Here is a 13440-nt window from a genome sequence, read left to right as displayed (position 1 = left end):
CTGACAAGCATGACGACGACTGACTAGAGAACGGGGAGTCACCGTGGACCGACAGCAGAAGACATTCAACCTGCAGACGTGGAACGTCTGGTATGGCGGCAGAGAGGTGGACTACGGGCAGGAGAAGCAGTACGCGATCGCCGCACAATATCCGGCCGATGTGCTGGCACTCCAGGAATGCTGGGGCACCGCGGCGGAGAACCTCTCCGCGAAGCTCGGCCAGTCGAACGCGCAGCATGGGTGGGACACTGCGGTGATCAGCGCGTCACCGCTCACGCCGCTGCGGACGAGTACGTTGCCCTACGCCCAGGCAGCGCTCGCGGAACCCGTGCCGGGTTGCGGTCCTGTCCTCATTTGGTCGGTCCACCTGGCGCCGTACCCATATGGTCCTTACCGCGCTCTGAACGGTGAAGGGCAGGACGTCGCGGACGAGGAAGAGGCTCCGCGGCTCCAGCAGATCGAAGAGATCCTTGCCGAAACCGACCGCATACGCGTCGAACACAAGCACGACGATCTCCCTGTCGTGGTGTGCGGCGACTTCAACACCCCGTCATCTGCGGACTGGGAGGCCCGTTCCGACCGACCTGACATCCGATGGCGGGCGACTGATGCCCTCCTCGACGCCGGCTTCGTCGACACATTCCGGGCGATCCACCCTGACCCGAACGTCAGCCCAGCCGACACGTGGTCGCCGATCGAGCCTCTCACCCATGTGGGGCACGCGGAGAAGCCGGAACCCGGCCGGACCGACGACGCGGAACCCCGCGACCGGATTGATTTCATCTTCTCCCGCGGACTCGACGTGAGAGACAGCGTCATGCGCGGGTGCACGGCGGAGGCATTGACAGAGCCCGGATTCGTCGATGTAGAGGGGCCCTGTTCCCTCATCCCCGATCACCGCGGCAACAGGTTCCCATCCGACCATCAGCTCGTGGAGACGACGTTCGCCTTCCCGCCCACAGACTGACCGTTTCAGTACCACTCGCCACCCGCAACTGACGAAGCACCGCTGTCTGGTTCGAGACACCATGGAATTGCACGGTGTCTCGAACCAGGCAGCGGTGTGTGGCGGAGGATGGTGACGGGTCCGCGGACCTGGCGGGTGGCGCGTGGTGACGGGTCCGCGGACCTGACGGGCGCCGCAGGTGGTGACGGGCACCGCGGACTTGGCGGGTCGTCCCGGGTCGTCGCGGACGACGGCGCGCGGCGAGCCCCCTCGCCACGGCCAACTCGCCGCCACCGCCCCCGCCCGCTGTCAGCGCACGATCGTGAGGTCGATGCCCTTGCGCTCGGGCAGGCGCCACACGGCCCACAGGGCCAGAGCCGCGGCGAACGCGATGAAGAGGTTCGACGCCCACGGGACGCCCTGGCTCACGGCGAGCTCATTCACGTAGGGCGTCGTACCGCCGAACACTGCTGTCGCCAGGGAGTAGGCGAACCCGATCTTCGCGGTGCGGCTGGACGTGGGGAACGTCTCCGCCATGACGGCCGCCAGCAGACCGGCGCCGGCCGACAGGAGGAACAGCGCGATCGACGTCGACACGAAGAGCGTCCACGGCCGGTCGTCGATGAAGCCCATGAGGGGGAACACGGTCGCGATGATGCCCAGGGTGAAGACGTAGAGCACGGGCTTGCGGCCCACCTTGTCGGACACCCATCCCCAGAAGGGCAGCGATGCAAGTCCCACGACCAGCGCGGCGACGAGCGCCCAGTACGCGCCGTTCGGGTTCATCCCCTCCTGTGTCTGCGCGTAGGTCGACACGTAGGAGGTCCACGTGTAGTTGCTCGCGGCAACACCGGACACCAGGAAGAAGATCAGCACGATCGACAGCGTCGGGCTGAGCGGCTTGAGCGTCTCCGGGGGGTAAGCCTCCGCTCCCAGCCCGTCACGGCCGGGGAGGCGTACGCCCACCGGGGATACGACATCGGCGGCGGGGGTCCCAGCAGTAGAACCAGCGGACGCCGCCGGCCCGTCGACAGCCTCCGGAACAGCGGCGGTGTCATCCGCATCGCCCTCCTGGAAGACCTGGGATTCGACCATCCCGACGCGCAGCCACAGGGCGACGACGGCGAGCACCGCGCCCAGCAGGAACGGGATGCGCCAGCCCCAGTCCTGGACCTGGACCTCGGTCAGCGCGCCAGTGATGACACCGCCCAGCACGAAGGCGAGGAAAGCCCCGCCGAAGATCGTCATGAACACCGCGGAGCCCCAGAGCCCCCGCTTGTTCGCGGGAGCGATCTCCGCGATGTACGAGTTCGCGGTCGCGGACTCGCCGCCGTGTGCGAACCCCTGGACGATGCGCGCCAGCAGCAGGAGCAGTGACGCGGCGATGCCGATCGACCCGAACGTGGGCAGCAACCCGATCGCAACGGACGCGGTGGCCATCATGAGCATCGTGGTGACGAGCACGAAGCGGCGGCCGCGGCGGTCTGCGATGCGGCCGAACACGATGCCGCCCAGCGGACGGAAGAGGAACCCGATCGCGAACACGCCGAACGTCGCGAGCAGCCCCGACACCGCATCATCGGGGTTGAACAGGGCGAGCGCGATGAACGGGGCGAAGACGGCGTAGGCGCTCCACTCGTACCACTCGAGCAGCTGACCGACGATGCTCGCGAAGAACGACTTCCGCTGACGTCGCCTCGCGATGCGGTCGAGGTCCCCCGGTGCCGGGGCCGGCGTGACCGCGGTCTGCGCGGAAGTGGTCATGAGTGTGTCCTCCAGTGATGTGGTGATCAGCACAGAAGCCTGCCGGATGAGCGCACTATCCCCTGCGCTGCGCGTCACGACGTGTCATTCGTTGTCACACTTCGTCGCACACCGTCCTGCTGCTGCCGCTTCTGCCGCGTCCCGTCGTTTCCGCCGCCGTCTCTTCCGCGGCCGTCCCCGTCCTTTCCGCCATCGTCCCCTCCGCCGAGTCCGCCGACCCGCCCGTCGTGTCCCTCGCCATCACTCCCATCGCATCCCTCGCCGTCACTCCCGTCGCGTCCCCCGACCTCTCCCGCTGGCGTGTCAGGTGAGGCACGCCTTAGTCTGGCGTGAGCACGTGTTCCGCCCACCGCGGATCACCCCCCGATCGCCCCTTGCAGGAGGCACTCGTCCTATGGCACCGCGTTCCGCTTACCGCCCCTTCGCCGTCACACTCACCCGGCGGGAGCAGCTGAGCGACAACTTCTTCCGCCTCACGTTCAGCGGTCCGGACCTCACGGAGTTCGCGGACACGTGCGTGGATCAGCGGATCAAGCTGGTGTTCGGCACGGATGCGCAGCTCGACGAGGCGGCCGCCGCGGAGTCGTGGCTGGACTGGTGGCGGGACCAGCCGAACGAGACGCGTCCCGTCATGCGCACCTACACCGCCCGCTTCGTCCGTCGCGAGGCGGCGGAGTTGGACGTCGACTTCGTCACCCACGGCACCGATGGTCCCGCCAGCCGCTTCGCGCTCGAGGCGCAGCCGGGCGACCGACTCGTCATCGTCGGCGCGTACGCGGATCATCCCGAGGCGGACACGCAGGGGCTCGCGTGGCGACGCGACGGCGCCTCGTCGGTCCTGCTCGTGGGCGACGAGACCGCGCAGCCGGCCATCGCGAACATCCTCCGCAGCCTCCCCGCGCACGTCACTGGCGCCGCCTTCATCGAGGTCCCCTCACCCGGGGACGCGATGGTCATGGACACCGCCGCCGAGGTCGCCGTCACCTACCTGCCCCGCTCGGCTGCCGATGAGCGGGGCTCCCTCCTCACCGACGCGGTCTTCGCGTGGACAGACGCCCGCGCGAGTGAGGGCGAGGCCGGGAGTTCAGAGGCGGCAGCCCCAGCGACAGCGGGGGCCACGGGCGTGAGAACCCCGGCGGCGGCCTCGGCGGCGGCATCAGCGGGCGAGGACGACATGGTGACGACGACGGAGACCGGCATCCTCTGGGAGGAGGGTGCCGAAGGCGGAGGCCTGCGGGTGTGGGTCGCCGCCGACGCCCTCACTGTCCGCGAACTGCGCCGGGGGCTGCTGCGCGAGCGCGGCTACGACCGGAAGTCGTGCTCCTTCATGGGCTATTGGAAGCCGGGGTCGCGCGAAGGCGAGTGACGGACGGGGCGGATGTTGCGATACGGCAACACAGGCAACCGGATGCGCACACGAACCGCCGCCTCACTGCTCCCTCTGATGGAATGCTGTAGTCGTACTCAGGACCACGCACCAGAAGGAGCACTCGATGCGCACCACGACTCTCATGCGGACAGCCCTCGCGGTAGGCGGCGTCGCAGCCGCACTGTCCCTGTCCGCCTGCGATGGCGTGACCATCAACTTCGGCAACGAAGACGAGCCACCCGCAACGACGGAGCCCTCGGCCGACACGGATGATTCGGACACGACCGACACGGACGGCACCGACGAAGGCGCGACCGACGGGGACGACACCTCCCGTGCGGGAGACGGCACCGACAGCGGCTCCGGAGACGACACCGGGACGGGAGGCGACGACTCCGGCAGCGGGACCGGGTCCGACACCTCGGGTGAGGACACCTCCCAGCAGAACGCGGACTTCACCCTCGACGAAGACGGCAACGGCACGATCCCCGTCGCGGTGCTCGAAGAGGACATCAAGCAGGCCTTCGAGGACCAGGGCACCCGGATCGATTCCGTCGATTGCTTCTCCGATCTGAGCGTGTACGCGAAGAGCGGCTCGCAGACGTGCGACGTCGCCGTGACCGGCGACAGGACGTACTACGGCGTCGTGAAGGTCACCGACGTCGTCGGCCAGAACGTGCACTACAAGCTCGAGTTCGCCGGCATCGACTTCTGATACTGCTCACCACGACCGAGCTGATGGGGCCGATGCTGCCCGCACGCACCCTCGTCGGTCTCGGACCCCCTCCGCTCTCGCACCAGGAAGGCCACACCATGCGACTCGATCATCACGACAGCACCGCTGAGCGGACCGCCACGGGTGCTCCCCGGTTCACCGCGCGTGCTCCGCGGGCCGTTGCCTCTCGCGCGCCGCGGACGATCGCTGCACTCGTCGGCGTGGCGGGCGCTCTCACCCTGAGCGCCTGCGGGCAGTTGGAGGGCCTCACCACGGATGAGCCGTGCGGCTCCCCCGCCGCCGGCTGCGTGCAGATCACCCCCACCGATGAGACGACCGACGGCCCCGGCATGGAAGGCACCATGGGCTCCGGCACCGGTGCCGACGGGTCAGAGGGCGAAGAGCCCGGGGGCGACGCTAGCGGTGACGGGCCCGGGACGGACTCGGACGGCGGGTCCGGGGAGGGCCAGACGACGGTCGGCCCCAAGGACGGTGAGATCCGGACGGAGTCACTCGCAGGCGACGACTCGATCGAGGTCGACGAGGACGGGAACGGGGTCGTCCCCGCAGCCGCGCTCGAAGCCGACATCGAGGACCTCTTCGTCAACAAGTACGGGATCGACGTGACAGAGGTCGAATGCCGCGACGACATGAAGGTCATGGCCGAGCACGGATCGCAGAACTGCGACATCCACACGGAGAAGCGGACGTACTTCGGCACGATCGGCATCCGCGGGTTCGAAGGCGACATGGTGAAGTACGAGCTCTACTTCCCGGGACTCGACGAGGACGCGCTCGACCTCTGAGGGGCGTACAGCTCACCGCGTCACGTCACCGCAGTGACTCCACCGCCTTGTCGACGACGTACTCCGCGATCGCCAGCGAGCTCGTGGCCCCCGGGGACGGGGCGTTCCGCACCTGAGTGAGGCGCCCCCTGTTCGTGATGACGAAGTCGTCGACCAGTGACCCGTCCGGGTTCATCGCCTGCGCCCGCACGCCCCGCGGACCCGGGTGCACCGCGGTCGCGTCGAGAGTCGGTACGAACTTCTGCGCCTCCGCGATGAACGCCTGCGGGCTGAGCGCCGTCTTCGCCTCACGCGCAGCCGCCTTGAGGTTCTGCGACGCGAACCTCCAGAAGCCCTTGTAGCCCAGCGTCCGCCCCAGGTCTCCGAAGTCCACGCCCCCGATCGGCCCCACCTTCCGCTGGTACTTCTCCCGCCCCAGGGACAGGAACGCGTTGGGGCCGAGCATGAGCGAGCCGTCGATGCTGCGCGTGAGGTGCACTCCCAGGAACGGGTAGGCGGGATCCGGGACGGGGTAGATGAGCCCCCTGACGACCTCGGCGGCGGGGCCTCGTGCCACGAAGTAGTCGCCGTAGAACGGGACGATCCGCGGCTCCTCCTCGAGCCCGCTCGCCACGGCCAGACGGTCCGACTGCAGGCCCGCACACGTGATCGCGAGGTCGTAGGTGCCGGCCGGCTCGGTCACCTTCGAGCCCTGCGCCCCCGGCAGCGCGAGCATGACCCGGACCTCTGAGGACAGCGCGTCCAGCCGGGCGACCTCCGCGTCGTAGCGGATCTCACCGCCCGCGGCCTCGAGGTCGCGGCCCAGCGACTCCGTGAGCGTCGCATAGTCGATGATCGCGGTGTGCGGCGAGTGCAGGGCGAGCACCCCGCGCACGTGTGGTTCCACCTCCCGCATCTCGTTGCGGTCCAGCAGCTTGACGTTCGGCACGCCGTTCGCCTGCGCGCGTGCGTAGATCGCTTCGAGCCGGTCCACCTCGTCCGTGTTCTGCGCGACGACGAGCTTGCCGCACTCGTCGTACGGGACGCCGTTCTCCACGGCGTAACGGATGAGCTTCTCCACCCCGGACCGGCACAGCTTCGCCTTCAGCGAGCCGGGCTCGTAGTACAGGCCCGCGTGCACGACACCGGAGTTGTGCCCGGTCTGGTGCGAGGCGAGCGTCGATTCCTTCTCGAACAGGGTCACGGTGGCGTCGTCGAACCGGTGGGCGAGTTCTCGCGCGACGGCTGTGCCGATGATCCCGCCGCCCACGACCGCGATGCGCTGGGGCTTCACTCTCATGTGACCAGTGTCGCAGACAACCGGCGCAGGATCCCTCCGCTCAGTGAACGCTGAGGCAAGGCCCCCTGTGCTGGATCGCGTGTGCGTGCAACGATGGGGAGCACTGATGGACGATTCGAGGAGGAGCCATGAGCGAACCCACCGAACCCACTCCGACCACGCCGGACGAGGAGCGCTTCATCGACGACCCGACGACGCTCGACCCGACGGAGGAGGACATCCGCGACGCCGCCGAGGAGACCGGAGACCTGCCTCCGATCGGTGAGGAGCTCGCGGACCGAGACGCCGCCCGTCAGCTGCGCACCGTGGAGCCCGGCGCGGAAGGGCCTCCGGGTTCCGGCGTGGAGGGCGCGGACGACGTGCTCGTGGAATCGACCGACGACGCCGGGGAGATCCGCGACGCCTCCGGCAGCGCGAGCGACCTGGCGAACGACCTGCAGCCCGCCGCGGAGCAGGGCCACCGGATGGGCGACGAGATGGTCGCTCACGGCGACGACCCGTCCGAGGTCGAGGATCTGTCCGGCGACGAGCAGAACGTCGACGCCCTCGCGGACGACGGAGCCGAACGCGTCGACGACGTCGACGGGCTCCCCCGCGTGGACGGCGAACCCGACGACCGGTGACGCGAGCGGGTCGGTGATCCCGCCGGTCGGCGGACCGGACGTCCGCTGACGCATCCGGCCCGAGGCTGAAGCTCGCTGCCGCTGATTCGTACAGCCCCCCCGCGCCCGAGGTGCCGGTCGCCCACGACGGTGACCGGCACCTCGGCGGTGGTGGGCCGATGGCGTCCGGGATACTGGGGGCGTGCCGACCCCTTCGCCCCTATCCTCCGCGTCGCCTCACAGCCTCGTCGTCGAGGGCGACAACCTGCCCGTCCTGCGGGCGCTGCTGCCCGCGTATCGGGGATCTGTGAAGGTCGTCTACATCGACCCGCCGTACAACACGGGCAATGCGCACGCGTACCGGGATCGGTTCGGCGCCTCGGGGCGACCGGCGGGGGCTGCGAGCCACGCGGACTGGCTGGCGTTCATGCGGCCCCGCCTGGAGCTGGCGTGGGAGTTCCTGCGCGACGACGGAGTGCTGTTCCTCCACATCGACGACCGGGAGTCCGCGTACGCGCAGATCATGGGGCACGAGGTGTTCGGGGAGCACAACAGCCTCGGCACCCTCGTCCACCAGCGGTCGAAGGGCGGCGGCAACGCACGGATGTTCGTGCGCGGCCACGACTACATCCACGTCTGGGGCAAGGACGCGGACCGGGTGGGCCCGTTCGTCACGGAGAAGAAGCCGCCCGCCCGGTACGAGACGATCGACGGCCGCCGCATGCTCGTCGAAGACGATTTTCTGCGCGTGAGCTTCGGCCGTTACCGCCGGGGCCAGGAGCGCCGCCTCATGTACGAGGACATCGAGACCGTGCGCGGGGCGGCGAAGCGAGCCGAGGTCGACGCCCGGCTCGCCGCAGGCGACTACCAGCTGCGCCCGTGGGGTGAACCGGACCCCGCCACCGGGCTCCACAAGCACGCCGTCGTCCGCCTCACCCCGGCGGAGGAGGCGACATCCAAGCTGTACTCCATCATCCGCGTCATGAACGCCGACGGCAGCACCGACCTCGAACACCTGGGGCTGGGCGGCATCTTCGCCTACCCCAAACCGGTCGAGCTGCTGCGCATCCTCATCGACTCCCAGACGTGGGCCGACCCGGACGCGCTCGTCATGGATTTCTTCGCAGGATCCGGCACCACCGCCCAAGCCGTCATGCACGCCAACCTGCGCGACGGAGGTCGCCGACGCTTCCTCCTCGTCCAGCTGCCCGAGCCCCTGCGGACCGCGTACTCGTCGACGGGAGGCCGGAGCATGAGTGCGGCAGGGGCCTCGGGCGCGGGCTCTGCCGCCGAGGCCGCACCCGCCTTCCCGACGATCTCCGCCTTCTGCATCGAGAGGGTGCGGCGGGCCGCTGCCGCGCACACGGAGGCGGGCGGGGCCGCGGTCGACTTGCGGGTCCTCCGCGAAGCCGACCTGGGCTCTCCCGACGACGGCTTTCGCGGGGCCGATCTGGGCTCTCCCGACGACGGCGACCTCCGCTCCAGCAATCCTGACTGACTACTTACGGTTACCGGCCAGTCAGGGTTAGTCTTCCTTCGGGCGCACGACCTGCGCAGACGATGACGTCATGACCGGAGGAACCATCATGAGCAGGCCGACCGACAGCAAGTACGCACACGCGGAGCACAGCGAGTCAGGACTGGTGAAGGTCCTCGGCAGCCGAGACGCTCTGTTCGTGGGCTTCGGAGCGATGATCGGCTTCGGCTGGATCGTCCTCACCTCCGGCTGGCTGCAGGACGCCGGCACGCTGGGTGCGATGCTCGCGTTCGCAGCCGGCGGCATCATCATGATCTTCGTCGGCCTCGTGTACTCGGAACTGGTCGCCGCGATGCCCTTCGCCGGCGGTGAGCACAACTACCTGCTGCGCGGCATGGGGCCGCGGGCCGCCGTGTTCGGGTCGTGGGCGATCACCGGCGGGTACATCTCCGTCGTCATGTTCGAGGCGGTCGCGATCCCGCAGACCATCGAATACCTCGTGCCGAACCTGTCGCAGATCTACCTGTGGAACTTCGCGGGCTCAGACGTCTACCTCACGTGGGCCCTGGTCGGGTCTGCCGCCGCCCTCCTCATCGGCTGGGTCAACATCCGCGGCATCCGCGAAGCGTCACTGGTCCAGACATTCGTCGTGAGCTTCCTGCTCCTGGTGGGGGTCCTGCTGATCGTCGGTACCGCAGTCGGTGCAGAGCCTTCCAACGCCCAGCCGCTCTTCACCGGTGGGGTTCCCGGCATGATCGCGGTGCTCGTCGCCGTACCGTTCCTCTTCGTGGGCTTCGACGTCATCCCGCAGTCCGCCGAGGAAGTGAATATTCCGCCGCGCAGGGTGGGCGCACTCGTCGTCGTCTCCGTCCTCATGGCGATCGCCTGGTACCTGCTCATCATCTTCACCTCGTCGATGGCGATCCCGTCCGCAGAACTGGGGAACTACGAGCTCGTCACCGCTGACGCCCTCATCGCACTGCTGGGCCATGACTTCTGGGGAGCCGTCGTCATCGCCGGCGGCCTGGCGGGCATCATCACGTCGTGGAACGCGTTCCTCATCGGCGCTTCCCGCCTCATGTTCTCGATGGCCCGCGCGCGGATGATCCCCCTGTGGTTCGGCAAGCTGCACCCCAAATACCGCACGCCGTCGAACGCGGTCCTCTTCATCAGCGCCCTCGCGTTCATCGCGCCGTTCATGGGGTCGGGCATGCTGGGCTGGATCGTCGATGCCGGGTCGCCCGCGATCATCATCGCGTACTTCATGGTGTCGATCGTCTTCCTCGTGCTGCGGAGGACCGAACCGCGGATGGACCGCCCGATGCGCGTGGGCGGACGCGGGAACGTGGGCGGTGTGATCATCGGCTGCATGTCCGTCGTGCTCACCGCGCTCCTGCTGTTCATCTACATCCCCGTCACCCCGTGGTCGGCCCAGCTCGAATGGCCGTCATGGGTCATGTTCGGTGGGTGGATGCTGCTGGGCATCTACTTCCTCGTCCGACTTCCCGGTGGCATCAGGCCCGGCGAGCAGGCCGAGGATCAGCTCATCACTGCGGTGAAGGCCAAGCGCGGGGAGTGAAACTCGGGGCGGCGCGCGGGGGCCTGGACTGAGTTAGAGGTGGGCGCCCAGCGCAGCCAGGCGCCCAGCGCAGCCAGGCGCCCATCTTCGGCTCGCGCCGGCGACGCCGCGGGGCGCTGGTCGATTCACTGCGCGATTGCTGATCTGAGTGGGCACGGTACTGACCAGTTCACTGCAGTAGCGTGCACACTCAATCCGCAAAGTGCGCAGTGAACGTGTTCAGCCGGTCTGCGGAACCTCGCTGAGTCTCACAGCCCATTAGAGCGGTCCGAGCGACAATGGGGCGAGTGTCGCCGAATTCCCCAGGAGTCCCCTTGATCACGTTGCACACCGACCATCTCCGCTTCGAGGTCTCCCCTCACGGGGCGGAGCCGCGTTCCCTGCGTGATGGGTCCGGGCGTGAGCTGCTCTGGCAGGCGGCCGACCCGTGGAACCGCACGGCGTGCATCCTCTTCCCCGCGATCTGCCGCCACGAAGGGGACGTGATCAGAGCCGCAGAGAACAGAACGGACGCGGAGGGCAGCGCAGCTGTGGAAGGCAGCGCGGATGCGGCGAGCAGCAATTCCGCGGAGGGCAACACCGCCACGGCTGACGGCGGAGGCTCCGCGCGCACGTGGCCGATGCCCAAGCACGGGCTCGCCCGTGACCTCGACTTCGCGGTGGTGGAATCGGACGACACGCACGCCGTCTTCGAACTCGTGTCCACGGACGAGACGCTGCGCGCATTCCCCTGGGACTTCACGCTGCGCGTCGAATACTCCGTGGAGGACACGACCGTCACCACGCGCTACACCGTGACGAATCGGACGAGCACCGATCACGGAGCGGGCATGGCGATGCCATACGCTGTGGGCTCTCATCCGGCGTTCGCGTGGCCGCTGCCGTCCGCGGTTGAGGAAACAGCTGTGGGAACCGCGGAGCGCGACGACTCCGCGCCTCAGACGGGAGCTCCGAGCAGCCCACCAGACGCGAGCGACGCTCTCCACGTCATCGAATTCGAGGCGCCTACCCCGGCCGCGTTCCATCGCCTCGACGCGGACCTCCTCCTGCCGGAATCCCACGACACAGCCGCGCACCTGGGTTCGGCAGGGTCACTCGTGCCGCTCCGACGCGAGATCTTCGACGCAGGCGCCGTCCTCTTCCCCGACGTCGTCGACACCGCGATCGTCTATCGCCGCCTCGACGACGAGGGGCCGCGGATCCGTCTGAGCTGGGAGGGATTCGACACCCTCACCCTGTGGTCCGCGTCCGGCGGAGACTTCGTCTGCATCGAACCATGGGCCGGCCGGCCACAGGAGGTCGGGTCGACGACTCCGGACACGCAGCGCACCGACCTCCAGCACCTTGAGTCCGGCGAATCGCGCACGCACGTCTACCGGATCAGCGTGAGCTGAGCGCACCGCGACGCATCCACGTGTCCTCAGCCGAGGGCGCCCGCCTCGCGCAGCGCAGCGACCTCCGCCTCCGTGAGCCCGGCCGAGGCCAGCACCTCGTCCGTGTTGGCACCCACGCGGGGTGCCGGGGACGGCTGCACGTACGGTTCCCCTCCCCCGCGCACGGTTGCACCAGAACCTGAGCCCCCCGTGGCTTCAGCACCCGCGTCCTCCTGCGCAGCCGAGGAGGTTTCCGACGGTCCGGTGACTGCGGCCTCGGCGGTGGTCGCGCTGCCGTTCCCGTCTCCCCCGGCCCACGCCGCGCTGCCCAGGTCTGCGAACCGGGGCGCGGGCGCCGGCTGCCGCACATCGGCGGCGTCCCGGTAGAAGAGGTCGCGGGCAGCGTTGTGGGGGTCGGACTCCGCCTCCGCCCACGTGCGGATGCCCATCGTGCACGCGTCCGATCCGGCGAAGACCTCGTCGAGCTCCGCACGCGTCCTCGCGCCGATCGCCTCCGTGAACACGGCGCGCTGCGCCGCCCAGTGCTTGGGCAGCCGGTGCTCGCCGGGCTTCATCGCAGGCAGGCGGTCGGCCAGGTCGAGCTTCTCGACGAACTCCGCGTAGAACTGCGGCTCGATGCAGCCGACGCTCACGAACTCGTCGTCGGCCGTCCGGTACACGTCGTAGAAGGGCGCGCCGGAGTCCAGCATGTTCCGGCCGCGGCCCTCACGCCAGATGCCCTGCGCCTCCATCCCGAACTGCATCGCCCACAGCAGGTTCGCGCCGTCGCCCATCGTCGCGTCGACGACCGCTCCGGCCCCACCGGTCTTCACGCGCAGGAGTGCGGCGACGATGCCGAGCGCCAGTTGCATGCCGCCACCCCCGAAATCACCCGCAAGGTTGGCGGGGAACTGCGGGGCCTCATCCGCGCGCCCCAGCTGGGAGAGGATGCCGGACCCCGCGATGTAGTTCATGTCGTGGCCCGCCCGCGCGGCATCCGGCCCCGTCTGCCCCCAGCCGGTGATGCGGCCGTACACCAGCTGCGGGTTGTCGCGCATGAGATCCGCCGGTCCCAGGCCCATCCGTTCGGCGACGCCGGGACGGAACCCTTCCAGCACCGCATCCGCCGAGGCCGTGAGCCTGCGCAGCGCGGCGACCCCCTCTGCCTGCTTGAGGTCCAGCACGAGCGAGAGCTTGCCCCGGTCCAGCACCGGGTTCACCGGATCCATGCCCACACCCGTCCGGTTGCCGGCGGCCTCCTGCGGTCGGTGGATGCGGATGACCTCCGCGCCGAGGTCGGCCAGCACCATGCTCGCGAAAGGACCCGGTCCGATGCCGCCGAGGTCGACGACACGGATACCTGCGAGCGGCCTCGGCGGTGGGGCGGGGTGAGCGGTGCCGGTGGGTCCTGCGGCTCCGGTACCGGCGTGGCCGGCGGATTCCGCCGAGGTGCCCGGTGCAGGTACGGTCATGGCGACTCCTTCGTCGTCTGTGGCTGTCGCGGGGCCTCCGCGTGCCGCGCTGTGCGAA

General features: G+C 69.1%; 12 protein-coding genes. 8 read left to right on the top strand and 4 right to left on the bottom strand.

All coding sequences use genetic code 11. The annotated features are described in order from the left end of the window. The first annotated feature begins 43 nt into the window (after positions 1–43). Complete coding sequence (locus JFC09_RS03360) at positions 44–967, top strand: endonuclease/exonuclease/phosphatase family protein (RefSeq protein WP_198392531.1); 924 nt, start codon at positions 44–46, stop codon at positions 965–967. Positions 968–1255: 288 nt separating this feature from the next. Here JFC09_RS03360 and JFC09_RS03355 read toward each other — a convergent pair whose 3' ends face one another. Both JFC09_RS03355 and JFC09_RS03350 read right to left on the bottom strand, forming a co-directional pair. Then, positions 1256–2710, bottom strand: a complete 1455-nt coding sequence (locus JFC09_RS03355; protein WP_198392530.1) for an MFS transporter — start codon at positions 2708–2710, stop codon at positions 1256–1258. A gap of 94 nt (positions 2711–2804) precedes the next feature. Next, on the bottom strand, positions 2805–3026 hold the full coding sequence (locus tag JFC09_RS03350) for a hypothetical protein (RefSeq protein WP_198392529.1): 222 nt from the start codon (positions 3024–3026) through the stop codon (positions 2805–2807). Between the two features lie 78 nt (positions 3027–3104). On the opposite strand from JFC09_RS03350, the gene JFC09_RS03345 reads away from it, so the two are divergent. The 3 genes from JFC09_RS03345 (at position 3105) to JFC09_RS03335 (ending at position 5600) form a co-directional block, all read left to right on the top strand. Next, complete coding sequence (locus tag JFC09_RS03345) at positions 3105–4076, top strand: siderophore-interacting protein (protein ID WP_198392528.1); 972 nt, start codon at positions 3105–3107, stop codon at positions 4074–4076. Between the two features lie 127 nt (positions 4077–4203). Next, positions 4204–4794, top strand: a complete 591-nt coding sequence (locus JFC09_RS03340) for a hypothetical protein (protein WP_198392527.1) — start codon at positions 4204–4206, stop codon at positions 4792–4794. A gap of 98 nt (positions 4795–4892) precedes the next feature. Then, the gene (locus tag JFC09_RS03335) at positions 4893–5600 is read left to right on the top strand and encodes a hypothetical protein (protein WP_198392526.1); all 708 of its coding nucleotides are present in this window, start codon (positions 4893–4895) and stop codon (positions 5598–5600) included. Between the two features lie 25 nt (positions 5601–5625). Here the strand turns inward: JFC09_RS03335 and lhgO are convergent, their stop codons facing one another. Beyond that, positions 5626–6879: an L-2-hydroxyglutarate oxidase gene (gene lhgO / locus JFC09_RS03330; RefSeq protein ID WP_198392525.1), complete on the bottom strand. Its 1254-nt coding sequence runs from the start codon at positions 6877–6879 to the stop codon at positions 5626–5628. Positions 6880–7007: 128 nt separating this feature from the next. Between lhgO and JFC09_RS03325 the strand changes: the two genes are divergently transcribed. The 4 genes from JFC09_RS03325 to JFC09_RS03310 all read left to right on the top strand — a co-directional run bounded on the left by JFC09_RS03325 (position 7008) and on the right by JFC09_RS03310 (position 11931). Next, positions 7008–7502, top strand: a complete 495-nt coding sequence (locus JFC09_RS03325) for a hypothetical protein (protein ID WP_198392524.1) — start codon at positions 7008–7010, stop codon at positions 7500–7502. Positions 7503–7683: 181 nt separating this feature from the next. Further along, positions 7684–8979 (top strand): site-specific DNA-methyltransferase, encoded by a 1296-nt coding sequence (locus JFC09_RS03320; RefSeq protein WP_198392523.1) that lies wholly within the window; start codon positions 7684–7686, stop codon positions 8977–8979. Between the two features lie 88 nt (positions 8980–9067). Beyond that, positions 9068–10537 (top strand): APC family permease, encoded by a 1470-nt coding sequence (locus tag JFC09_RS03315; RefSeq protein WP_198392522.1) that lies wholly within the window; start codon positions 9068–9070, stop codon positions 10535–10537. A 314-nt stretch (positions 10538–10851) separates the two neighbouring features. After that, on the top strand, positions 10852–11931 hold the full coding sequence (locus JFC09_RS03310) for an aldose epimerase family protein (protein WP_198392521.1): 1080 nt from the start codon (positions 10852–10854) through the stop codon (positions 11929–11931). Between the two features lie 26 nt (positions 11932–11957). On the opposite strand, the gene JFC09_RS03305 is transcribed toward JFC09_RS03310, so the two are convergent. Continuing rightward, complete coding sequence (locus JFC09_RS03305; RefSeq protein ID WP_198392520.1) at positions 11958–13382, bottom strand: CaiB/BaiF CoA transferase family protein; 1425 nt, start codon at positions 13380–13382, stop codon at positions 11958–11960. Between the last annotated feature and the right edge of the window lie 58 nt (positions 13383–13440).

The sequence above is a fragment of the Brevibacterium yomogidense genome (genome assembly GCF_016107685.1).
Lineage (GTDB): Bacteria > Actinomycetota > Actinomycetes > Actinomycetales > Brevibacteriaceae > Brevibacterium > Brevibacterium yomogidense.
This window is presented reverse-complemented; position numbering and strand designations above follow the sequence as displayed.

Coding starts and splice junctions, on each gene's coding strand:
- JFC09_RS03355 (WP_198392530.1), bottom strand. CDS start 2,710: ATGACCACTTCCGCGCAGACCGCGGTCACGCCGGCCCCGGCACCGGGG.
- JFC09_RS03345 (WP_198392528.1), top strand. CDS start 3,105: ATGGCACCGCGTTCCGCTTACCGCCCCTTCGCCGTCACACTCACCCGG.
- JFC09_RS03340 (WP_198392527.1), top strand. CDS start 4,204: ATGCGCACCACGACTCTCATGCGGACAGCCCTCGCGGTAGGCGGCGTC.
- JFC09_RS03335 (WP_198392526.1), top strand. CDS start 4,893: ATGCGACTCGATCATCACGACAGCACCGCTGAGCGGACCGCCACGGGT.
- lhgO (WP_198392525.1), bottom strand. CDS start 6,879: ATGAGAGTGAAGCCCCAGCGCATCGCGGTCGTGGGCGGCGGGATCATC.
- JFC09_RS03325 (WP_198392524.1), top strand. CDS start 7,008: ATGAGCGAACCCACCGAACCCACTCCGACCACGCCGGACGAGGAGCGC.
- JFC09_RS03315 (WP_198392522.1), top strand. CDS start 9,068: ATGAGCAGGCCGACCGACAGCAAGTACGCACACGCGGAGCACAGCGAG.
- JFC09_RS03305 (WP_198392520.1), bottom strand. CDS start 13,382: ATGACCGTACCTGCACCGGGCACCTCGGCGGAATCCGCCGGCCACGCC.